Raw genomic sequence first — 20591 nt, 5'->3', positions numbered from 1 at the left:
CTGCATCTACGCACCGCACACATCACCCGAGACGGGGACTGCCTCTCGTCCCCTGCACCCGGCAGGACAGGGATCTTCAGCATCATCGCAAGGGAGCACAGCCATGACATCCACCACCGCCTCCGACCGCCCGCCGCGATCGCGGCTGAACCGACTCATCCGTGAGCTGTGGTTCCAGGTGGTGCTGGCCGCAGTCCTCGGGATCGCCGTCGGCATCGCAGCACCCAGCTTCGGAGAAGCCCTCAGCCCGCTCAACGACTGGTTCATCGCACTGGTCAAGATGATCGTGATACCCGTCGTCTTCTGCGTGGTGACCACCGGCATCGCCTCCATGGACAACCTGCGCAAGGCGGGCCGCATCGGCGTGAAGGCGATCGGCTACTTCCTCGTGCTGTCGCTGGCATCGATGCTGATCGGCCTGGTCGTCGCAAACGTCTTCCAACCCGGCGCCGGGCTCAACGTCGACCCCTCGACGCTGAACACTGACGACGTCCCCAAGACCAGCGAGGAACACGCCACCTTCACGGGGTTCATCTCTTCCCTGATCCCCACCTCACTGTTCGGCGCGATCACCGGGGACGCGATCCTGGCCGCCCTGCTGGTCTCGATCGTCTTCGGCATAGCGCTGAACATGGCCGGGGAGGAGGCGGCCCCACTGACCAACGGCATCCGCGCCCTCTCGGACGTGGTGTTCCGGATCGTCGGCTGGGTGATGCGGCTGGCTCCTGTGGGCACCTTCGGCGCCCTGGCCATGGTGGTCTCCACCTACGGTGCTGAGAGCCTGAAACAACTCGCCTATCTCATCATCCTGTTCACCGCGACCTGCATCGTCTACGTCCTGGTGCTGCTAGGGGCCATCATGCGGATCTGCGGCCTCGGACTCTTCGCTCTCATTCGGTTCCTCAAGGCCGAGCTGCTCGTGGCACTCAGCACCTGCTCCAGCGAGGCCGTCCTGCCGCAGCTCGTGCGCAAATTGGAGACCCTCGGCGTCGGCCGGCCCGTGGTCGGCATCGTCATCCCCTCCGGCTTCTCCTTCAACCTCGACGGCTCCGCGGTCTACCTGACGATGGCCTCCATGTTCATGGCCCAAGCCGTCGGTATCGATCTGTCCTGGCAACAGCAGCTGGTCATGGTGGGCGTCATGATGCTCACCAGCAAGGGCACTGCCGGCATCGCTGGCGGCGCGTTCATCGTTCTCGCCAGCACGGTCACCGCAGTCGGCCACATCCCCCTGGCTGCCCTGTCACTGATCGTCGGGATCGACCGCATCCTCAACGAGGGCCGGGTCTTCATCAACGTCCTTGGTAACGCCATCGCCACCATCGTGATCGGCAAGTGGGAGAACGACTTCGACAGCACCCAAGCCCGCTCCATGCTCTATCCCAAGAAGACGCCCCCATCGTCGGAAACAGCCGAAGAGGCCAAGGTCGGCGCCGGCACCTGACCAGACCGGCTCGCCAGCGACTTCTAAGAGCCCGCGCAGCCTCTGAGGATCACCACGGTTGCCGTACCTCTCTGCTCTACAGCGTGCGGAGGCCTCGTTCCGATCGCGGAACGAGGCCTCCGCACGAAGTCAACGTGCATAGAGGTCCGCTGAGCGTCGTTCTGGGCAGCCCAGACTGGAGGCAACTCCTCCGGGAACTGGCGTCGCTACCACAGCAGGGCAGAACCGCCCACCGGAGCCTACTGATCAACGGCCAGTACAGCAGCTCGTCGCCCAATCCCCACAGGCCCACTCCATTCTGTTAGCCGCTCTATGCGGCGAGGGATCGGTCAGGCGTCGTCCGCGGGGGGTTCGCCCGTCTTGCGGCGGGACTGCCCCATCATGCCGATCGCGATGCCGAACGGAATGCCCACCCCGATGCCGAGGGCGATGTTGTCGAACACGACCAGTCCGAAGACCGACCCGATCGCCATGCCGATTGCGATGCCGATCCCGGTCTTGTTGCCACTCCCGCTCGCGCTCGGAGTGCTCTCCTCGTTGCCCTCAGCCATCCGGCCATTGTGCGGTGCGGTGGTCAGATCCGCGAGGCGTGCTCCAGGAACGCCGTCCACTCATCGACTCCGAAGGAGAGCACGGGCCCTCTGGCTTCTTCCTTCGAGTCCCGCACGTGGACGGTTCGGGGGCAGGCGGCGACCTCGACGCAGTCGCCACCTTCGCTGCCGCTGTAGCTGCTCTTGACCCAGGTCAGTTGGGGGGCGGTGGTTGTGGCTTCGGCGCTCACAGTTCTCCCAAGGACTTCTCGATGAAGGCCAGCGACTCACGTGGTGTGAGTGCCTGCGCACGGATAATCCCATGCCGGGCGGCGATGGCGCGCACTTCGTCTCTTGCCGTAACTGTTGTGCTGCGCCCCTGGGCTTCCATGTACGCCACCTGTTCGCCGCCCTTCGGGCTGAGCAGTTTGAACGGACCGTCCAGACCGGCGTGGTCCTGTCGGTCGCACGGCATGATCTGGATCTCCACATTGCGCTTCTGGCCGATGAGGAGCAAGTGCTCCAACTGGCCCCGGAGCACCGCGACTCCACCGATGGGCCGCCGCAGCACAGGCTCCTCGATGGCGAAGCTGACTGTGATCGCCGGGCGCTGATTGAAGAGCTCCTGGCGTGCCATCCGGGCCGTTACTCGCTCCTCGACCGTCTCCTCGTCCAGCAGTGGGCGGCGCATAGCGAGGACTGCCCTCGCATAATCCTCCGTCTGCAACAGCCCGTTGAGCACGTGAGTGTCGTACGCGTGCAGTTCGACCGCCTCCGCTTCCAACCGCGCCGCGTCGCGGAAGAACGCCGGGTACCGTGCCCGCGCGACCTCCTCCTTCATCGCGCTGAGGAGGCCGCCCGCCTCCAGTACGCGGTCCGCCGCGTCGATCATCTCCGGCTTCGGGATGCGGCGTCCCCGCTCCACGGAGGCGACGTGGTCCGCGCCGTATCCGATGCGCGAGCCCAGCTCCGACTGGGTCAACTCGGCCCGCTCCCGCAGGAGTTTGAGCTGTCTGCCGAAGCACTTGAGGAAGGCGCCCGAGCCCTCCCCGTCCGCTCCCTGGGTCGTCATGTCCGTACCTCCGCACCGCCTCGTGGTCCCTCACGGCGGGTAACGACGGTCAGACCGGTCAGTGCGCGCGCGGCACCGGTACAGCCGGTCTCCGTACCCCGTGATCTGCTGGTCACAGTAGGTGCGGGCGGACACGCTCGGAGGCATGTCCGAGGAAATGCAGGAAACAAGTCCCGCCGTCCGCACGGAGGTTGAGCCTCAGCTTGCACAGTCCGTCACCGTGACCGCTCCCAGGTTCGCCATGCGCTTCACCTCGACCCCGCGTGGAGCCCGTCTCGCGCGGCGGCTGGTCGCACGGCGGCTGGACGACTGGGGCCATCCGTACGGCTCGGAGATCAACGAGACCATGACCCTCATCGCCGGTGAGCTCGCCGCCAACGCCGTACGGCACGGGCACGTCCCCGGGCGCGACTTCCGGCTCGCCCTGACGACGGCGCCCGGTGTGCTGCGTATCGAAGTGACGGACACACGTGGCGAGTTGCGCCCCACGTGCAGAGTGACCGGTCCGGACGCGGAAAGCGGTCGCGGGCTGCTGCTCGTCTCGCAGCTCGCGGAGCGCTGGGCCGTCACCACCGCAGGGCCCACGCACCCCGGCAAGACGGTGTGGGCCGAGGTGCGGGTGCCGTGAAGCAGCGGCACGCGAATCAGGGACCGGCGCCTCAGCGGACCCGCCAGGCCGCGAGCAGTGTGGCGGCGGAGCGTGCCGTCGAGTCGTCGCCGTGCCCGAGCAGTTCGGCCGTACGCAGCAGATCCTCCAGGACGTCCTCGTCGCGCGCCTGTACTGCGAGTACGAGCAGCGGGCCGAGCTGGGCCCGCCACGCGGCGCGTTCGGCGGCGGCGCGGGACGCCGTGCGGGCATCCCGCGCCCAGCGGCGGATCTCCTGTGGCTCGGCGCGGGGCAGCGGGACGAACTGCGGTGCGGCGGGCTGCTGTTCCGGCCCAGCTCCGTCAGCCCGGGAACGCGCGGGTGCCCTCCGCCGGGCGCCCGCGGCGAGCGCCGCCGCCAGGGTGGTGTGGTAGCAGGTGCCGAATAGGTATGCCGCCGCCTTGTCTCCGCTCAGACCGGCCAGCACCTCGGGACGGTGCACCGGGCTGGGCACCGCACCGTCCGGACGGGCCGCGGCGGCCAGTGCCTGCCAGCCGGCGCGTATCAGAGGGCCGTTCCCGGCACCGTCCCCGGTCCCGTTCGCGCTGTCCAAGGCGGCGCCGCACAGCAGGAGTTCGGCGAGGAGATCGAGGCTGCCCTTGGCCAGTTGCACACCGAGCAGCACCCGTACGGCTTCGCGCAGCACCGCCGATTGCCCTTCCCCGCCCAGGTGTTCGCCGCTGCGGCCGAAGTCCGTGACGTAGAAGAGGACATGGGTGAGCGCGTAGACCTCGTCGTCGGTCAGCCGGAGGACGTCCGGCTCCAGTGCGGCGATGCTCTGCCGGTGGAGCGTGCCGATGCCGGGCAGCGACGCGGGGGCGGTGAAGCCGCCGCGGTCGATGAAGTAGCGCAGCTCGATCCTGTTCAGCACCGGCTTGTACGGCCGGGTGTGGCCGCCCGCGTCCGCCGCGAGCAGCGCCTCGCACCGCTCGCGCAGCGCGGGCTGCGGGCGCCCGAGCACCTCCAGCAGCCCGACGAGGTTGAGGTGGTACGGGAAGAGCCCGTCACCGCGGCGCAGCCCCCGCTCGAACTCCCCGGTGCGGGCGGCCCGTTCGGCGAGGTCGAGTGCGCGGCTCGGCAGCGGCGCGTCCCTGAGCAGGATGCCCGAGCGGTCGAGTACGCGTATCAGGCCGAGGAGTTCGAGGAGCGGACCCGGCCGGAACGGGCGGGGAGGCAGATACTCCTCCCAGCGCTGCGGGGCGAACCACTCCAGGTTCGCCTCGGTCCACCGGAGCGCGCCTTCCAGCACCAGGCCCGCCGCCTCGCCCTCCGTGAGCTCTGACTGTTCCGGCTGCTCCGCCGGCTCCCTCTGTCCCGTCCGCCGAGTGCCGTCGCCGTCCGTCGTGGCGTGCGCGGGGAGAACGGGCCAGCCGGGAGCCCGGTCGGCGACGCTCACCGGCCGCTCCGGACCCGCAGCAGCGTCAGGACCGCCGCGAGGATCGCGGCCAGTGCGCACAGATCCGCCCACCAGGGCAGCATGCCGCCTCCGCCCAGCAAGGTCTGGCGGGCCAGGTCCACCGCGTACGTCATGGGGTTGACGTGCATGATCCAGGCCAGCCAGTCAGGAGCGGCCTCCGTGTTGAAGACGGATCCCGAGAGGAACAGCATCGGGAACATCGCCATCTGCACGGTCGCCTGCAGCGTCTGCACGCGCTTGATGAGCGTGGCCAGGCAGAGCCCGATGACGCTGAAGACGGTGGCGGCCAGCGCATAGCAGCCGACGGCGGCTATGAAGCGCGGTGCCGTCAGGGAAACCCCCATCAGCGGGGAGAAGGCGAGCATCACGATGCTCTGCAGGGTCACCATCCCCGCCCCGGCGAGCACCTTGCCCAGCGGCAGGCAGATCCGCGGCACGGGGGCCACGAGGAGCTCCCGCAGCACGCCGTACTCGCGGTCCCATGCGTAGCTCTGCCCCGAGGCGATGCCGATCGAGACCACCTGGATGGCGATGATCCCGGGGAAGACATAGGCGCTGAACGACGTCGAGCCGACCGAGCCGACCATTCCGTCGAAGCCGACCGCGTAGACGAGCACGAAGAAGAGGATCTGCACGGCCTGGCTGCACAGCACGCCCAGCTTCTTGACCTGACGCAGCAGGTCCCGGTGGGCGATGACGCCCACGGCGCGCAGCGCCACCCTCAGCCGGCCGTCGGCCTCGGCGGGGGGAGGGACGGCAGTCACTGTCGCGGTCATGAGGGCATCACGCTCTCCCGCTCCTGCGGCGCCCTGCCGGCGGCCGCCGCGGCCAGATAGACGTCGTTCATGGACGGGTGGCGCACGGAGACCGTCAGCCCGGGAACGTCCAGGGCTCTGACCACCTCGGCGATACGGGTCTCCGGGTCGGCGCAGTGCACCGCGACGCCGCCCGCCTCCGTCAGCGGCTCGAAGCCCGCCGCGCGCAACTGGCGGGCGGCCGCCTCCTCGTCGGCGCACGTCACCACGACGCGCGACGAGTCGAGGCTGCTCTTGAGCCGGCCGATGCTGCCCTGCCGTACGACGCGGCCCCGTTGCAGGATGACGATCTCGTCCGCGTACTCCGCCTCGTCCATGTAGTGCGTCGAGTACAGGACGGTGACGCCGAGTTCGTCGCGCAGCCGCAGCAGATCCGCCCATACGGCGGCGCGTGCGGTGGGATCCAGGCCGTTGGTCGGTTCGTCGAGAATGAGGAGCCCGGGACGGTGCAGCAGCGCGCGGGCGATCTCCACGCGGCGTGCGAGCCCGCCGGAGAGTTCCTCGACGGGCTGGCGGTGGCGGTCCGACAGCTCGAACAGGTCCAGCATCAGCCGCGTACGTGCACGTGCGTCGTCGCGCTTCATGCCGAACAGGCGGGCGTGGAACCATAGGTTGCGCTCGATGGAGAGTTCCTTGTCCAGGGTGCGTTCCTGGAAGACCAGCCCGATGCGGCGGCGTGCGGCCATGGGGGCCTTCCGCACATCGTGGCCGAAGATCCGCACGGTGCCTTCGTCGGGCCGCGCGGCCGTCGACAGCACGCCCAGCATGCTGGACTTGCCCGCCCCGTTGGGGCCCAGCAGCGCGGTGATGCGGCCCGGCGGCGAGCCGACCGACACACCGTCCACGGCGGTCACCTTGCCGTAGCGGACGACGAGACCGCTGATCTCGAAAGCAGGGGGCTGGGGCATGGGCGTTCCCTTCTTCGCCGGCCGGGTCACGCCAGGCCCAGCGTGCGGTCCCACGGCAGCGGACCGCTGACGGGCGGAAGCAGCGACAGCGCGACACCGGCGGCGCCTTCGAGCATTCCCGCCGTGTCGACCGCGCGGTGCGGGACCGGCGAGCGGGCGGCGGCGGGGAAGCGCATGAGGTGACGGAAGCCGAACGGGGCCTCCTCGTCGGCGCAGGCGAGCACCTTGTCCGTCAGGCGCCCGCAGCCGGCGAGCAGTTCGGGGTCGCCGGCCTCCTCGGTCACCCGCGTCAGCACGCGCAGCAGCCCGGCGTATCCATGGCAGACCGTGGCCCCCTCGATGGCCCACAGGGACTCGTCCCGCCGCAGAGCCGCGCGCAATGCGTCGAGTGCAGCGGTGCACCAGTCCTCGCGGCCCATGACCTTCCCGGCGCGGAACAGGGCCGCGGCCACTCCCGGTGTCCCGTAGCACCAGGCCGTGCGTGTGAACAGCTCGCGCGGGCGCTCCGGCGCCAGTTCGTCGTCCCATCCGGCGCGGGCGGGCCAGTAGGGGCCCGCCTCGTCGTGGAGCATCCAGCCGGTCAGCCAGTCGGCGACGCGGCCGACGGCCTCGCGCGTTCCCGGCACTTCCCGGCCTGCCTCGCAGGCGGAGCAGAGAACGGCGAGCGGGCCGGCGATGCCGTGCGCCATGCCCAGGTTGAAGTCCCCGCGCGGATAGGCCTCGCGGTCGCGTTCGCTGATCTGCAGCTCGGCGGAGACCCACCAGCCGGGCACCTCGTGCCCGCCGACCCGGACGGGCTCGGTGACGCGCACGAGGTGGCGGAGCGAAGCGGTCAGAGCTGCCTCGACGTCGGGCCCGCTCTCGGCCGGGTCGGCCGCCGAATCCAGGAGCAGCCGCGCCGTGCCCGAAAGCCCGTTGATGAGGTCGTACGCCGCCCAGTCGACACCCGTGCCACCGGCGCGGGCGCGGGAGTCGAACACGCGCAGCCGTTCCGTCTGGTCGGCGGCGACCCACTCGGCCAGCTTCCGGCGCAGCGAACCGTAGTGCCCCTCCGGGCCGGCGCAGGTCTGGGCGGCGGCGAGCAGAGCGGCCGGGCCGGAGAAGAGCCCGCGGCTGGGCGCGGAGTTCATCGCGCGGCCCGCAGCCGCGAGGTGCCGGTGGGCGACCTGGCGCCACGAGTCGTCGGTGCGGGCGAGCTCGCCGTAGAGGAGCGCGGTGCCGGGCAGGCCGTTGGCCAGCGTCAGCGGTCCCCACATCACGGCGTCGTAGACCGGGTCGCGATTGTCGTCGCGGGAGGCGACGGAGGCGACACGGCCTGGGTCGGAGAGCCGCTCCGCGACGAGGGAGACGGCTTCCGAGCCGCGTACGAGCGTGTCGTTCATGACTGGTGCCTCCGGCGGTTGAGTTGGTCCTGTACGGCGCCCCGGGCGATGCCGAGCACCGTCATCTCGCGGGCGCTCTCACCCCCGAACAGGCGGTTGCAGACCATGTGCAGCAGACTTCCGACGACCCGCCCCTCGGGGGTACTTGCGGACCCGGAGTCCCTCACGAACCCGGCGAGCCGGCGTACCGCCTCGTCCCGCGGACGCAGCGCGTCGAGGGCGCGGGCGCCTGCCGTCTCACGGGAGAAGGCGGGCCAGCCGCCGTACGGATCGACGAGCCGGCGCCAGCGGGCCGAGCGGGCGCGGAAGGCGGACGGCAGAGCACGGCGGGAGCCGGTCATGGACAGCCACGCCGCGGCGCCGTCGTCGCCGAAGTCCTCGGTGACCAGCGGGTTCCCTGGGGCCGGGGCACCGAAGGCGTGGGCGAGCGCGGCGCAGGAGACCACCGCCAGGTCGTCGGTCCCGTACTCGTTCGACGGGTCCTTGGCCAGGCGCAGCAGTTCGATCGCGGCCTCGCTGTCGTACCGGAAGACCTGCTCCGCGAGTTGCTGCGCGGTGGGGCCGCCGTAGCGTTCGGTCTCCGGGTCGTACTGGGCGAGGGTGTGGCTGCGCAGCAGACCCTCCCGCTGCCACGCCGGAGCAGCTCACCCGCAGCGGGTGCGACCCCGCCCCACAGCCGCTCCGGATGGGCACCGTGCAGCCGCAGCCGTAAGTGGTGGCCGCCTTCGTCGGTGTAGCGGATGAAGAACCAGTTGTCGGCGCCCGACTCGCCCGCCACGCGGGCCAGTTCGGGAATGTGGTCGCGCAGCAGGTCGTCCTGCGTACGGGCCGAGCCGTGCAGTTTCAGATAGAGCCACTCTCCGCCGAGACCGTGCACCGTGCGCGCGGGCTGGCGGTGTCCCGCGTACGGGCGGCGGCGTGCGCGGCCGGTCTCCCGGCGGACCAGCGGCACGACGAGTTCGAAGGCATGGCCCGCGAGCGGGCTCTCCATCCAGTTCTCGTACTCGCCGGGGACCTCCTGTGCGATGAGATCCGGGTGCCGGAGGACCTGGTCGAGCAGGAGCTCACGGTGCCAGGCCAGATCCAGGTCGAGCAGCAGCCGCTGGTCGGCGGTGACGGCGAGGACGTGCCGCGGTACGTCCCACTCGTTCCGCCACTGCGCGACGGCGGCGTCCCAGCTGGCGACGCGTGCCTCGCCGTCCTGCCCGCGCGGCTTGTCCGGCAGCTTTCCGGCCCGGTCGCGCAGCACGTCCAGCCGCCAGACCGCGCAGGCCAGCACGAAGCGTCCGTACCGTACGCGGGGCACGAACGGTGCGTCGGCCAGCGCGCCCCAGTTCCACGGCTCCCACAGACGCTGTCCCTCGAGGCCGATCTCCCACAGCAGCCGCACCGCGTTGGGTGCCTGGGCGGGGGCGCTGACCATGTTGCCGAGCACCGGCACGATCTCGCGGCCGGTGGGCATGTGCACGGCCGTCAGCCGGTCCAGCGTGGCGCCGACGCCGATGTCGTCCAGGCGCAGCTCTTCCGTGCCGGCGGCGTCGGGGAGCCCGACGCTGATGCGGCGGCCGGTCGCCGGGGAGGTGTGGGCGAGGTTGGCGGCGCGCCCGGAGCGCGGCATGAACGCCAGGTCGACGGGCAGCGCGTCCTGCACGTGTACGGGATTGTCCCGGTGCAGATCAGCGAACTCCTGCTGCCATCCGGGGTGTTGGTCGGCGAAGCGGGCGAAGGTGGACCCCGCCCTGTGCGAACCCGGCGAGGGCGAGAGGAAGACCCGGAACTCGCCCTCGTCCAGCGCCTCGACGGAGGGCGCCGCGACCTGGACCGTGACCTCGCAGGAGTTGGGCAGGTCCGCCGGGTCCGCGGTGTCGTGGCACAGCTCTTCGAGGTCCGTGTCGCCGAGCACGACCTCACGGCGGCCGTGCCGGTGTGCGGCGGCGGCCAGCCTCGCCATGGCACGGTCTCGTCGGGCGGTGCGCGGGTCGTCGGGGGTGACGGGCGCCGCCTCGCTGTTCGGCCAGCCGTAACCGGAGGGGGCGCCGAGCCCCGTCGCCTCGTCGAGGAGCTCCAGGACGGGGACGAGCCGGTCCGCCCCGTAGGCGTCCAGGAAGCGGCGGTGGTAGTCGCGCAGCGCGAACAGGCCGAGCTTGGCGCGGGAGAGGCGCCACATCACACCGGTGGCCTCCTCCACCACGTCGCGCACCTCGTACGGCAGGTGGAGCCCGGTGTCGAGACGGGTGTCGATGTGCACCGGAGTGTCGTCGGGCTCGACGGCACGCGCCGCTGACAGCAGCCGGCCCAGCTGTTCACGGCCCTCGCCGACGGCGCGTTCGTCATAGGCGCGGCGCTCCTTGTCGACCGCCAGGAGCGCCGCGTGGATCCCCCGGGCCTCCTCCGAAGGGGCCTCCACCCCGGCGAGCAGTTCCAGCACATGGCTCAGCGGGTCGCCGCCGTCGAGCGGGGGCCGCAGCCCGGTGATGAGGATCTCCTGCCGCACCAGCTCGGCGAGCAGGCCCCGTACGCGTTCGGCGGGGGCTCCCGGGAAGGCCGCGGCGGTGCGCACGACCAGCTCTTCGTAGGGCAGCGGTGCGGCGGACTCGGCGACGGCCCGCGCGACCACGGGTGTCATGCGTACGGACACCGCGGCGCGTCCCTCTCCGCTGTCGCCGGGGCGCACGCCCTGGGTGGAGGGAGAGGTGAGGACCAGCCTTTCGCCACGGTGCACCAGCGCCTGGTGCGCCTGGACGCCGAGCGTGGAGAGCACCGCGAGGTCGGATTCCAGCCGGTGCACGATCCTGGTGAGCCACTGCATGTCGGCGTGCGTGCGGGTACGGTGCACCGTCCCCCGCTCAGCCTTCGCAGCGGAGTCGAACTGGCCGGTGGCGACGCCGGCGAAGAGACCGAAGGGTGTGGGACGCGTCCGCATCCGGATGTCGTAGCGCAGCACGGCGAGCGCGGCGCGGCGGAGCTGCCCCGCCTTGGCCGCGGAGGCGCCGCGCTCGGTGACGCGGCGGACCATCGCGCTGAGGCTCGGTGAGGCCAGGTCCAGCGCTTCGCTCAGCACCTCGTTCCCCGCGACGGAGGCGAGCAGTTCCGCGCAGGCCGACAGGTCACCCGGTCCGCTTCCGTCGCCGGAGGGGAGAGGGAGCCCCGGGGCACCCGGCGCCAGCGGTGCCCGGTGCAGGAAGACATCCTTCGCCTCGAACGGTCTCTTCTGTGACGGCTCCCGCACGATTCCCCCTATTCGTCCGCTCGTCCGCTTGTTCCGGCGTTCGTGTGCCCGGGATCAGCCCGTGGGGCCGGGCGGGCGCCCGCCCGGCCCCACGGTGAATCAGGTCAGCAGCAGTGGCTGCAGCCGGAGCCGCCGCCTTCGCTGGTGCAGCCCGGGGTGCAGTACGAGATGCTCGTGATGGCCGGGCCTGCGACGGACTTCTCCACGCCGATCTCCAGGTCGAGATCGAAGAGGTCCGCGTCGTTGTGCGTCTGAGCAAGGGCGATGTTTCCCATGCCGATTCCTCCCGTTGGACCGAAATGAATGTGCTCGGGTCGCGATCCCGAGATTCACCGAATCATGGGGTTCACGGCGGATCAACGGATTCCGACTGCCTTGGCAGCTCTGGCAGTTCGATGGCAGAAACGGGAGAAGTGCGGTGCCTGGCGATCATTTCCGGCCTGAATCGGGGATTCCTCCCTGTGATGCGTGAACCGGACGCCGCTTCCCTGATACGTACATGCTGTGTGTTCGGACGAAGCTCTGCTCAACGCCGTCGCCGACGGCGACCAGGCGGCTCTGCGTGCCCTCTACGAGCGGCATGCCGCCGCCGCGCTCCGCCTCATCCGCAGGCTCACCTCGGACCAGGGAGTCGCCGAGGAGATCCTCCAGGAGACCTGGCTGGCCGTCTGGCGCTCCGCGGAGGGGTTCCGCGGCGATTCCTCCGTACGCGGATGGCTCTTGGGCGTGGCCCGGAGGCAGGCGCACAACCAACTCCGCAAGTCCCGCCCCCAGTTGGCGGACCTGTCGGAGGCTCACGAAGTGCCGGACCCTTCGCCGGGCGTCGAGGAGCAGATCATGAGGGAGGCCGAGCGCACGGAGTTACTCGCGGCGGTACGTGCTCTTCCCGGGCACCTGCGCGAAGTCCTCGCCCTGGTGCTGGTGGACGAGCTGGCCTACACGGAAGTCGCCACGGTGCTCGCCATCCCTGTGGGCACCGTCAAGAGCCGGATGTCCCACGCGCGAAGGCGGCTGGGCAGCGTGCTCGCCGCCACGCGCCTGGAAGGATCGGGACGACCATGACGGAACACCTCACGGACGACGTCCTGGCGCAGGTGGCACGGTCGGTGCCGGACGCCGGGAGCCGCAAGGAGCACCTGGACGGCTGCCTCGACTGCCGTACGCGGATGGCAGTGTGGCAGAACATCGGCTCGGCAGTCCGGGCGGAAGAGGCCGAACAGGCCGTGTCCCCGCCGTCGTTCGACGTTCTGCTCGGCCCTGCGCTCGCCGCCGGCGAGGCCGGGGCGGCCGCTGGAGTGCCGTACGGGCGGAGCGCGGCACCGGTGCCGCAGCAGGCCGGCGCCCGTGGAGCCGTCCCCGCACGGCCCCCGCACGACCCGGCCAGGTCCTGGCGTACGGCATGGCAGTTGACGCTGCGCCAGGCCGTTCTGATGCCCCGGATGTGGGCGCCGCTGAGCGCCGCCGGCTTCGTGGGCGCGGCAGTGGCGGCCTCGGCGCGCGTACAGGACGGATTCGGCGTGCGGCTCTTCGGTGCCGCGGTGGTGCTGCTGGTGATCCTAGGTGCCCTGACGGTGGCCTCACCCCGCAGGGACCCGCGCCGGGAGCTGCTGTTCACCCTGCCGGTGCCGCCCGCCGCCGTGTTCCTTTCGAGGCTCACGGTGGTGCTCGTCGCCGACGTCGCCATGGCGGTTGCCTGTTCGGCGTTCGTCGACGGGCCAGGCTGGTGGGGCGTGGTGACGAGCTGGCTCGGTGAGGCACTGCTGGCCGCCTCCCTGGCGCTCGCCCTCGCCGTCCGCGTCGCACCCGCGCTCGGAGCCTCCGCGGGCGGGGCGGTGTGGCTGCTCGGCGTCGTGGGAGGTCCCGAGGGCCTGTTCGCCACACCGGTGGACGCGCTGCTGAACGTGATGCTGTCGACGTCGCCCTGGACGCTGCTGCTGGCGTTCGCCCTGCTCGGCTGGGCCGCCGGAGCCATGCGGTCCTACGGCGCGTCCGGTGCCCCGCGGTAGCCCGAGCGCGGAGCCGCGTCGCAGACCGTACGGAGAGAAGGGCGCCCGCGGTGCGAAACGGCCGCAATCAGGCGTGAACCATCCGGCTCCGGGGCGCTACGTACATGGCGCACCGCTGCTCACCCGCCGGTCTCCCCCGTGGCCGGCCCTGAGCGGCGGTGCGCCTCCGGTCCCGACGGGACGGGGGAGGGGGATGAACGGGAGGAGCTGCGAGATGACGACTGCGACGGTGTGGCGGCACGAAGCGCGCCGCTGCGGCAGGCAGGCATTCGTGCTGCCGCTGCTCGCGGCGCTCGCGGCCGGTTTCGCGGCGCTCGCCGGGCCCGAAGGCCAGACGATTCTGGGGCGTTCGCTGCTGACGGGCGCGCTGCCCGCCGCGACGGCGCTGGCCTGCGCTGCGGTGGTCGCGCGGGAGCGGCTGCTGGAGCTTCATCTGTCGCTGCCGACCCCCTACCCGCGGACCGTCGCGCGCCGCCTCGCCTGGCCGGCCGCCGTCACGGCCGGTCTGGCGCTGCTGCTGGTGACGCTGGTGGCGACCGCGGGCGCCCACCCCGTCGACGTGGGCGCCACGCTGGTCGAACTGGCAGGGCTGACCGTGCTGTTGAGCGGGCTGGCCGTATGGGCGACGGTGCGGTCGGGATCGGCCGGGCCCGCCACAGGGCTGGTCGTGGCCGCGGTTCTGGCCAAGCTGCTGCTGATCGACAGGGTCGTTCCGGCGGGAGCGGGGCAGGGGGTGCCGGCTCTGCTGGCCGGCTCCGTGCTGACGGCGCTGGCCCTGCGGTCGCTCGGCGGGGGAGGGGCGGGACGTGCGCCGGGCATGTACGGGCGCCGGCAGGGAGGCGGCATCCGGCTCGGCCGCGACGTCTCCGGGCCGCAATCGCCGAACGGGGAGGAACGATGAACACACTGCTGTGGACGTTGCGGTACGAGGCGCTGATGGCGGCCCGCCGCAAGGTCGTATGGGGGGCCGTGCTGCCCCTCGCCCTGCTGAGTCTGCTGCTGGCGGCCACGTCGCCCGTGGTCACCGGGCACAGCGACCCGGCAGCGAGAGCCGGTGCCGGCGCGGTCCTCGTCAACACCCTCTGCACGCTCGGCGTTGGCCTCGCCCTGGCCGACCGGCTGCGCCGGGGCTTCGAAGCGCGCGGAATGCAGGAGCTGCTGACGGCCACACCCGCGCGGCCCCTGACCCGGACGGCCGGGGCCCTCGCGGGTCCGCTGGTGACCGCACTCGCTCCGGTCGCCGTGCTCTTCCTGCTGGCGGCCGCCGTGCTCGCGGGCGCGGCGGGTTCCGCGGCGCCGCTGACCTCGGCGGTGGTCGCCCTGGTGGCGGTCGTGCTTCCGGCGACACTGTTCGTCACCGCCTTCGCCGGGCTGCTGGGCGCGGTGATGCCGGTCGCCGCCGCGCGGGCCGTCACCGTCGTGGTGTGGCTGTGGGCCTGCCACTTCCCGCCCGGATTCTCACCACTGCCCACGGCGACAGGCACGGTCCTGTCCCCGCTCGGGGGCCACTCCCTGGTCGCCTGGGCGCACGCACCGGAGGTATGGGCGACGAGGGAGGGCGGCGGTGTGCTGCGTCCCGAAGCGACCGACGCGACCGCACTGGCGAACGTCCTGCTCGTCCTGGCCGCGGCCGCGGTCTGCCACGCCCTGGGTCATCTCATCGCCCGCCGTCGAGACGGAGCCAAATGAACATCACCACTGAGCAGTTGACGAAGATCTACCCCGGCGGCCGGCGCGCTCTCGACGCGGTCGACCTCCACATCGAGAGCGGCACGGTCGGACTGCTGGGCGCCAACGGCGCCGGAAAGACGACCCTGTTGCGCATCCTCACTGGCGTGCTGCGCCCCACTTCCGGCCAGGTGACCGTGGGCGGTCACGATCTGTCGACCACCGCCGGGCTCACCGCTGTCAAGGGAGCCCTGGGATATCTCCCGCAGGAGCTCTCCCTCTATCCGGACCTGACGGCCCGTGAGTTCCTCGACTACATCGGGGTGCTCAAGGGCATCCACGACAAGCGCGAACGCCGCCGGCAGGCGGAGGAGCGGATCAACGAGGTGGGGCTGGCGGAGCGCGCGGGGGAGCGCCTCTCGGGATTCTCCGGCGGCATGAAGCGGCGGGTCGGCATCGCACAGGCCTTGATGGGAGACCCATCGCTGCTGATCGTGGACGAGCCCACCACCGGCCTCGACCCGCATGAGCGCATGCGCTTCCGGTCGCTGCTCGCCGGGCTCGGCCGCGGCCGCACCGTACTGCTTTCGACGCACATCCTCGACGACGTCGCCCAGACCTGCCCCGCGGTCGCGGTCCTCTCCTCGGGGCGTCTGGTCTTCCACGACGCCACCACGGCGCTCGTCAGCGAGGCCGCCGGCTGCACCTTCGTGCTCCAGGCCGCGGGGCCCGGGGCGGGGCCGCCGCCCGGGGCCGAGGTGGTGAGCGCGGTGACCACCGCGGAGGGATCCGAGTACCGGATCGTCACCTCCGCTCCACCCGTCGGCGCCCGGCCGGTCGAGCCGTCGCTGGAGGACGGCTATGCGGCGCTCCTCGGTGCAGTCGGCACGGCCAAAGCCACCAGCCCGATCGAACAGTGAGGCAGCGACAAGTGACCTTCAACCGCCCTGACTTCACCGCAGCCACCACCTCCATCGACACCGCAGCCACCGACACCGCAGCCACCGCCCGTGGCGTACGCGGCCGCCGTCCCCTCGTGGTCGCGGCGGCCTCGGTCCTGACGGGGCTCATGCTGCTCGGGGCGTCCGCCTGTGGTGGCGGCGGCCGGTCCCAGCCGGAGACGACCGATCCCGAGCCGCTGCCCAGCCCGACCTCGACGAAGCAGGAGATGAGTGAGAAGAACCTCGGCTACACATGGCCGCTGAAGACCGACCGGGGCACCGCCGAGTGCCGCGAGGGCGGCCAGGCGGTCTTCACGGTGCCCGACGGCACCACGTACGCGCTCAACGAGCGTGCCCGGCAAGCCGGTTACCGCGACATCGAGCCCGTACGTGCGAGCGGTGACGACGGTGAAAAGGTGAGCCTCGGCTCTCTGCGCAGCAGAACCATGAAGCTCTGCCGGCTTGCGCGGTGACCGGCACCGGACTGCTCACAGGTCCGCAGCGGCGTGTTGGCCAGAACGCGCCGCCGGACACGCACCACCACGGGGACGAACGACGGGGGACAACGCGATGTATCAGCACGAGCAGAGACGGCCTTCGAACACAGGCGAACTCCATGTCCTGGTCCACTCCGGACTCAAGGCCCACTTCAACTCACCGAACTCCCAGCTCCACACGATCCGTTCGGGCCTCGGCCGTGTCGACTTCGTCGACGACGCGGATCTGACCGCGCCCGGAGAGCCGCTCGACCTGCCGGTTCTCATTCCCGTGACAAGCGAGTTCCAGGCCGAAGGACTGCGCGCGGTGAGGGTGCGGCATCCGATGACCCTGCTTGTCGCCGTCACCAACGACGTATCGGGAATGCGGACTTACTACGCCATCCGTTCGGGAGCGGACTTCGTCTTCAACATGGCCATCCCCGGCGAGAGCCAGGTCGACATGCTCTTCGCCCAGCTCCGTTCGCACAGCACGGCCGCTCCCTCCGAGACCGGGTCTGATCCCTTCCCCGAGGCACCCGCGGACCAGGGTGCTCTCCACGTCCGTCGCCATGAAGAGCATGGTCGCCCGGATTCACTCCCGCGGCACGGTGGCCGCCCCGGCCCGTCCCGCGGCATCCCGGGAGAGGCACGGACATCCCAGCCGGGCGCCACGACAGGACGGCAGACCTTACGAGCCGGGGCCGCACCACGAGCCGGGACCGCACCACCAGCCGGGACAGCGCCGCTCTCCGGCAACGGGCAGCACGGTCACGTCTCCGCTCCCGCATCCGGACCGGGGTCCGAAGAACACGCGCCCGCCGGCGACGGCGAGCTCGCGCGGGCCGACGCCCACGAGACCGACACGGGCCTTATGCGGCTCCTGTGTTCGTCCATGACCGTCTCGGAGATCGCGCGCCGCTACTACTGCTCCGAGCGGACCATGTACCGGCGCATCCGCAAGCTCTACGACGACCTCGGTGTGCGCAGCCGCGCAGAGCTCATTCCGCTTGCCTCCGTGCTGAGCCTGAATCAGCCGCGGCCGGCGCACCTGCCTCAGCAGCGCGACCGCCGGACGGCCTGCTGACGCCGGTACGGACTCCGCGCCGTCCGCCCGCATTCCGCGGCGCGCCCTGCCGTACCGACGACCACGATCCGTACAGATGACAACTCGGCGAAGCCCGCCGGTGGCCCCGTGACCAGTCCCGGTCCCGGTCTCGGAGCCACCGGCAGTGCTCGTCGCACCGTCAGCGGATGCCTGCATCGGCGGTCTCCAGAAGACGGAAGAAGCCGGCCTCCACGTCGCCGTCGACGGCCAGGCCATCCAGCGACCCCTCGTACTGGGTGCGGCCGGCTGTCAGCACCTGCACCCTGTCGCAGACCTGGGCCACCTCGCCGAGCTGGTGACTGGCGATGAGCACCGCCACGCCCTCACCGGCGAGCGAGCGGATGATTCCGCGCATCTCCCGGATGCCGACGGGGTCGAGACCGTTGGTCGGCTCGTCCAGGATGATCAGCCGGGGCCTGGCGAGCAGCGCGATGGCGATCCCCAGACGCCAGCGCATGCCGAGCGAGTACGCCCCGACCCGCCGGCCGCGTGCGTCGGTCATCTTGACCAGACGCAGGGCCGGTTCGATCCACTCCATCGGCACGCAGCGCAGCTTGGCGTGCACCTTTAGCGTCTCGTCCGCGGTCAGCGTCGGCCACAGCCCCGGAACCTCGATCAGAGCACCGACGTCGGCGAGCGACTCCCGGCCCACAGGTCTGCCGAAGATCTCGATGCTGCCCGAGGTCGGGCGCTGCAGCCCCAGCAGCGCCTTCATGAGGGTCGTCTTCCCGGCGCCGTTCGGACCGAGGAGGCCGCACACTTCGCCCTCTTCGACTGTGAGGTCCACACCGTCGAGGGCGCGGTGCGTCCCGTAGTGCTTGTGCAGCCCGCGGATCGTGACCGCGGGTGGCGTCGCCGCCTGTGCGCCGGGTGTCGTTCCACTGGACATGTCAGATCTCCTTACGGCTCATGTGCATGCGGCCGATGAACAGCAGCACGGCGGTGAGCCCCACGGTGAGACCCAGCGCCAGCGGAATGGCCGACATGTCGGTGACAGGGCTGTCCTCTGGCAGCGGCACCCCGTTGGGCCCGATGCCGGCGAGCGGCAGCACCACACGCATGGGCCAGGCGAAGGGAACGGCGAACCAGAAGACCTTGTCCGAGACGAGCGCACCGCACAGCAGGCCCGCGACGCCGACTCCGATGCTGGGGCCCATGCCCCACATCACCGCGACGAGCACTGCCAGCGCCGTCATGGACAGCCCGACCAGCCACGGGAGATAGACGGCCGCGGCCACCGTCCCCAACCCCTCGGGGAAGTGCCCGCTGATCACCGCTCCCAGGGCGAGCATTACCAGGAGCACGGTCGAGGAGACGAAGCCGAGGACGCCGAGAGCGGCCACCTTGCCGACGAAGTAGCGGCCGCGTGGCACTCCGTACGACAGCAGCAGCCGCCACGGGTCGTGATCAGCGCGGACGGTCAGGGCCGCCGCGAGGCCGGCCGTCATCGGCACCAGGACGCCCCAGAACTCCAGGGTCACGTTGCGGAACACCTCGAAGGTCTGACCCGCGCGGGCCTCGGAGGAGCCGAGTGAGCCGAGGAAGAGCGGAATGGTGATGATCACGGGCGCCAGCAGGTGATACCAGAAGATGAAGCCCCTCTTGTTGCGGGCCAGCTCGGTGCCCGTGACCGTCGCCAGTGAGGGGTTGTCCCGCTGCCCCGGCCGGATGGGGATAGCCGTTTCGTGCGCCATGTGCTCTCCTACGGGCCGCCTGTCTGTTACCCCCTGTACGTAGCGGCGGCGGGAGCTTCGGTTCACGGTTCCGTGGAGCGGCGCATCCCGGTGACGTCAGGGACCCCGGAGATCAGGCCCGTCGCCGTCATCACGGGGGAGGGGCGGCAGCCGACTGACAGAGATCGTCGCCGGGTGGCGGACATCTGCCACCGGACTGCCGGATTACCTGCCAAAGGGACATTCCGTCGCACGACGGTGCGAAGGTCGTCGGGCGCCGCCGGGCCGGCATGGCCCGGCTTCACCACCGTCAGGGAGGAAAATCATGAAGACGCTCCGCCGCGTGCTCGTCCCCGGAGTCATGGCCCTCGCGCTCGGAGGGCTCGTGGCCCCCTCGGCCTCCGCCGCCGGCAGCGCGCCGCAGGCTCCGGCGCACAGCGCCGAGATCCAGCGCACGTGGCACGCCACGGTGCAGTGCCAGATCGTCCGTATCAGCGACAACAACGTCGTCGGTTACGACCGGGCCGACGGCTCGGGCAACACCAAGGACAAGGCGATCAAGGCAGCCAAGGCCAACGTTCCCGTGCCGTCGGGCCACTACAAGCGGCACTGCGACGCAAAGCGCGTCTGGTAGCGTCCGAAGCGATGCGAGGGGAGGCGAGCGGGAAACCGGAACTCGCCTCCCTTTCTTCCTGATTGAGAAATCCCGAGTACACCGAGAACGGGGTGTGGACCTTGCCTGAAGAGCCGAGTGTGTGGGAAGTCCGGCTGGGCGTCTACGCCACCGAGCAGCAGGCCGAGCAGGTCAAGGAGCAGATCACGAGGCTGCTCTGCCCGGATCCCGACCACGCGCCGCCGTGCCCCATTCCGTGGTCCGCGATGCTTCTTCACGAGTCGGATCTCGAGGATGCCGATTCCTATTCCGACCTCGTCGAGCAGGCCCGGATCGAAAAGCGTCACCCAGGTGAATGAGCTCGTTCGTTCCGCATTTCCGTGCACCTGAACAGACGGGTGCAGCGGCGCAGTTGCGCAATTCTCATCGCGGCGGCCCCGAGTGGCGGGCCCGGCCGTCGGTGATCACCCATCACGCCCCGGCGGCCCGCCGCGCGTCCCGCGGCTCGCGCGACCCCGCCAACTGAGAGGCGCCCGGCGGCGGTTGGGCCCGGCGCCTCCGCGGTTGTCTACCGGGCGCGGCCGACCCCAGTGGTTGGTTGGAGCACACAGTTCGCGGGCGTCCGCTTCTCCCGTTATGGGGTGGATCAAAGTGACATTTCGT

The 20591-nt window shown here is 71.0% G+C and carries 21 protein-coding genes and 2 pseudogenes; 11 read left to right on the top strand and 12 right to left on the bottom strand.

The window, feature by feature from the left end:
* Positions 1 to 103 precede the first annotated feature (103 nt).
* Positions 104 to 1444 (top strand): cation:dicarboxylate symporter family transporter, encoded by a 1341-nt coding sequence (locus ACSMXX_RS05975; RefSeq protein ID WP_473182995.1) that lies wholly within the window; start codon positions 104 to 106, stop codon positions 1442 to 1444.
* A 329-nt stretch (positions 1445 to 1773) separates the two neighbouring features.
* On the opposite strand, the gene ACSMXX_RS05970 is transcribed toward ACSMXX_RS05975, so the two are convergent.
* From ACSMXX_RS05970 to ACSMXX_RS05960, 3 genes are read right to left on the bottom strand one after another with little or no spacing between them, the layout of a single operon-like run.
* A complete protein-coding gene (locus ACSMXX_RS05970) occupies positions 1774 to 1995 on the bottom strand; it encodes a glycine zipper domain-containing protein (RefSeq protein WP_473182994.1) in 222 nt (73 codons plus the stop codon).
* Positions 1996 to 2018: 23 nt separating this feature from the next.
* Entirely contained in the window at positions 2019 to 2225 is a 207-nt protein-coding gene (locus tag ACSMXX_RS05965) for a DUF397 domain-containing protein (protein WP_473182993.1), read from the bottom strand.
* The gene (locus tag ACSMXX_RS05960) at positions 2222 to 3046 is read right to left on the bottom strand and encodes a helix-turn-helix domain-containing protein (protein WP_473182992.1); all 825 of its coding nucleotides are present in this window, start codon (positions 3044 to 3046) and stop codon (positions 2222 to 2224) included. Before ACSMXX_RS05960 ends, ACSMXX_RS05965 begins: the two co-directional genes overlap by 4 nt.
* Before the next feature lie 220 nt (positions 3047 to 3266).
* Here ACSMXX_RS05960 and ACSMXX_RS05955 point away from each other — a divergent pair, with 220 nt between their 5' ends.
* On the top strand, positions 3267 to 3674 hold the full coding sequence (locus ACSMXX_RS05955; RefSeq protein ID WP_473182991.1) for an ATP-binding protein: 408 nt from the start codon (positions 3267 to 3269) through the stop codon (positions 3672 to 3674).
* A 31-nt stretch (positions 3675 to 3705) separates the two neighbouring features.
* Here the strand turns inward: ACSMXX_RS05955 and ACSMXX_RS05950 are convergent, their stop codons facing one another.
* The 7 genes and pseudogenes from ACSMXX_RS05950 to ACSMXX_RS05920 all read right to left on the bottom strand — a co-directional run bounded on the left by ACSMXX_RS05950 (position 3706) and on the right by ACSMXX_RS05920 (position 11718).
* Positions 3706 to 5088, bottom strand: a complete 1383-nt coding sequence (locus tag ACSMXX_RS05950; protein ID WP_473182990.1) for a DUF6895 family protein — start codon at positions 5086 to 5088, stop codon at positions 3706 to 3708.
* Positions 5085 to 5885, bottom strand: coding sequence for an ABC transporter permease (locus ACSMXX_RS05945; protein ID WP_473182989.1), 801 nt, complete (start codon positions 5883 to 5885; stop codon positions 5085 to 5087). Before ACSMXX_RS05945 ends, ACSMXX_RS05950 begins: the two co-directional genes overlap by 4 nt.
* Positions 5882 to 6832 (bottom strand): ABC transporter ATP-binding protein, encoded by a 951-nt coding sequence (locus ACSMXX_RS05940; protein WP_473182988.1) that lies wholly within the window; start codon positions 6830 to 6832, stop codon positions 5882 to 5884. Before ACSMXX_RS05940 ends, ACSMXX_RS05945 begins: the two co-directional genes overlap by 4 nt.
* Positions 6833 to 6858: 26 nt before the next feature.
* The gene (locus tag ACSMXX_RS05935) at positions 6859 to 8214 is read right to left on the bottom strand and encodes a lanthionine synthetase C family protein (RefSeq protein WP_473182987.1); all 1356 of its coding nucleotides are present in this window, start codon (positions 8212 to 8214) and stop codon (positions 6859 to 6861) included.
* Positions 8211 to 9205 (bottom strand): annotated as a pseudogene (locus ACSMXX_RS05930) (thiopeptide-type bacteriocin biosynthesis protein). Before ACSMXX_RS05930 ends, ACSMXX_RS05935 begins: the two are co-directional and overlap by 4 nt.
* Before the next feature lie 126 nt (positions 9206 to 9331).
* Positions 9332 to 11230, bottom strand: a pseudogene (locus tag ACSMXX_RS05925) (lantibiotic dehydratase family protein); the annotation flags it as partial.
* 317 nt (positions 11231 to 11547) lie between these two features.
* Positions 11548 to 11718 (bottom strand): gallidermin/nisin family lantibiotic, encoded by a 171-nt coding sequence (locus tag ACSMXX_RS05920; protein ID WP_473182986.1) that lies wholly within the window; start codon positions 11716 to 11718, stop codon positions 11548 to 11550.
* Positions 11719 to 11947: 229 nt separating this feature from the next.
* Between ACSMXX_RS05920 and ACSMXX_RS05915 the strand changes: the two genes are divergently transcribed.
* From ACSMXX_RS05915 to ACSMXX_RS05885, 7 genes are all read left to right on the top strand, one after another.
* Complete coding sequence (locus ACSMXX_RS05915) at positions 11948 to 12505, top strand: RNA polymerase sigma factor (protein WP_473182985.1); 558 nt, start codon at positions 11948 to 11950, stop codon at positions 12503 to 12505.
* Positions 12502 to 13449 (top strand): hypothetical protein, encoded by a 948-nt coding sequence (locus ACSMXX_RS05910; protein WP_473182984.1) that lies wholly within the window; start codon positions 12502 to 12504, stop codon positions 13447 to 13449. Before ACSMXX_RS05915 ends, ACSMXX_RS05910 begins: the two co-directional genes overlap by 4 nt.
* 214 nt (positions 13450 to 13663) lie before the next feature.
* Complete coding sequence (locus ACSMXX_RS05905) at positions 13664 to 14350, top strand: hypothetical protein (RefSeq protein WP_473182983.1); 687 nt, start codon at positions 13664 to 13666, stop codon at positions 14348 to 14350.
* Positions 14347 to 15138: a hypothetical protein gene (locus ACSMXX_RS05900; protein WP_473182982.1), complete on the top strand. Its 792-nt coding sequence runs from the start codon at positions 14347 to 14349 to the stop codon at positions 15136 to 15138. Before ACSMXX_RS05905 ends, ACSMXX_RS05900 begins: the two co-directional genes overlap by 4 nt.
* Entirely contained in the window at positions 15135 to 16037 is a 903-nt protein-coding gene (locus ACSMXX_RS05895; RefSeq protein WP_473182981.1) for an ATP-binding cassette domain-containing protein, read from the top strand. Before ACSMXX_RS05900 ends, ACSMXX_RS05895 begins: the two co-directional genes overlap by 4 nt.
* Positions 16034 to 16531 (top strand): DUF2511 domain-containing protein, encoded by a 498-nt coding sequence (locus ACSMXX_RS05890; RefSeq protein ID WP_473182980.1) that lies wholly within the window; start codon positions 16034 to 16036, stop codon positions 16529 to 16531. Before ACSMXX_RS05895 ends, ACSMXX_RS05890 begins: the two co-directional genes overlap by 4 nt.
* A gap of 97 nt (positions 16532 to 16628) precedes the next feature.
* A complete protein-coding gene (locus ACSMXX_RS05885; RefSeq protein ID WP_473182979.1) occupies positions 16629 to 17621 on the top strand; it encodes a helix-turn-helix domain-containing protein in 993 nt (330 codons plus the stop codon).
* A gap of 160 nt (positions 17622 to 17781) precedes the next feature.
* Here the strand turns inward: ACSMXX_RS05885 and ACSMXX_RS05880 are convergent, their stop codons facing one another.
* Positions 17782 to 18531 carry an ABC transporter ATP-binding protein gene (locus tag ACSMXX_RS05880; RefSeq protein WP_473182978.1) on the bottom strand — a complete coding sequence of 250 codons (750 nt, stop codon included), beginning with the start codon at positions 18529 to 18531 and terminating at the stop codon, positions 17782 to 17784.
* Between the two features lies 1 nt (position 18532).
* Positions 18533 to 19336 carry a lantibiotic immunity ABC transporter MutE/EpiE family permease subunit gene (locus ACSMXX_RS05875; protein ID WP_473182977.1) on the bottom strand — a complete coding sequence of 268 codons (804 nt, stop codon included), beginning with the start codon at positions 19334 to 19336 and terminating at the stop codon, positions 18533 to 18535.
* A gap of 304 nt (positions 19337 to 19640) precedes the next feature.
* Here ACSMXX_RS05875 and ACSMXX_RS05870 point away from each other — a divergent pair, with 304 nt between their 5' ends.
* Complete coding sequence (locus ACSMXX_RS05870) at positions 19641 to 19949, top strand: hypothetical protein (protein ID WP_473182976.1); 309 nt, start codon at positions 19641 to 19643, stop codon at positions 19947 to 19949.
* Between the two features lie 62 nt (positions 19950 to 20011).
* Positions 20012 to 20287: a hypothetical protein gene (locus tag ACSMXX_RS05865; protein WP_473182975.1), complete on the top strand. Its 276-nt coding sequence runs from the start codon at positions 20012 to 20014 to the stop codon at positions 20285 to 20287.
* Positions 20288 to 20591: the final 304 nt, after the last annotated feature.

The organism is Streptomyces sp. DSM 116795 (assembly GCF_055792905.1).
This window is presented reverse-complemented; position numbering and strand designations above follow the sequence as displayed.

Coding starts and splice junctions, on each gene's coding strand:
- ACSMXX_RS05975 (WP_473182995.1), top strand. CDS start 104: ATGACATCCACCACCGCCTCCGACCGCCCGCCGCGATCGCGGCTGAAC.
- ACSMXX_RS05970 (WP_473182994.1), bottom strand. CDS start 1,995: ATGGCTGAGGGCAACGAGGAGAGCACTCCGAGCGCGAGCGGGAGTGGC.
- ACSMXX_RS05960 (WP_473182992.1), bottom strand. CDS start 3,046: ATGACGACCCAGGGAGCGGACGGGGAGGGCTCGGGCGCCTTCCTCAAG.
- ACSMXX_RS05945 (WP_473182989.1), bottom strand. CDS start 5,885: ATGACCGCGACAGTGACTGCCGTCCCTCCCCCCGCCGAGGCCGACGGC.
- ACSMXX_RS05940 (WP_473182988.1), bottom strand. CDS start 6,832: ATGCCCCAGCCCCCTGCTTTCGAGATCAGCGGTCTCGTCGTCCGCTAC.
- ACSMXX_RS05935 (WP_473182987.1), bottom strand. CDS start 8,214: ATGAACGACACGCTCGTACGCGGCTCGGAAGCCGTCTCCCTCGTCGCG.
- ACSMXX_RS05920 (WP_473182986.1), bottom strand. CDS start 11,718: ATGGGAAACATCGCCCTTGCTCAGACGCACAACGACGCGGACCTCTTC.
- ACSMXX_RS05910 (WP_473182984.1), top strand. CDS start 12,502: ATGACGGAACACCTCACGGACGACGTCCTGGCGCAGGTGGCACGGTCG.
- ACSMXX_RS05905 (WP_473182983.1), top strand. CDS start 13,664: ATGACGACTGCGACGGTGTGGCGGCACGAAGCGCGCCGCTGCGGCAGG.
- ACSMXX_RS05900 (WP_473182982.1), top strand. CDS start 14,347: ATGAACACACTGCTGTGGACGTTGCGGTACGAGGCGCTGATGGCGGCC.
- ACSMXX_RS05895 (WP_473182981.1), top strand. CDS start 15,135: ATGAACATCACCACTGAGCAGTTGACGAAGATCTACCCCGGCGGCCGG.
- ACSMXX_RS05885 (WP_473182979.1), top strand. CDS start 16,629: ATGTATCAGCACGAGCAGAGACGGCCTTCGAACACAGGCGAACTCCAT.
- ACSMXX_RS05880 (WP_473182978.1), bottom strand. CDS start 18,531: ATGTCCAGTGGAACGACACCCGGCGCACAGGCGGCGACGCCACCCGCG.
- ACSMXX_RS05875 (WP_473182977.1), bottom strand. CDS start 19,336: ATGGCGCACGAAACGGCTATCCCCATCCGGCCGGGGCAGCGGGACAAC.
- ACSMXX_RS05870 (WP_473182976.1), top strand. CDS start 19,641: ATGAAGACGCTCCGCCGCGTGCTCGTCCCCGGAGTCATGGCCCTCGCG.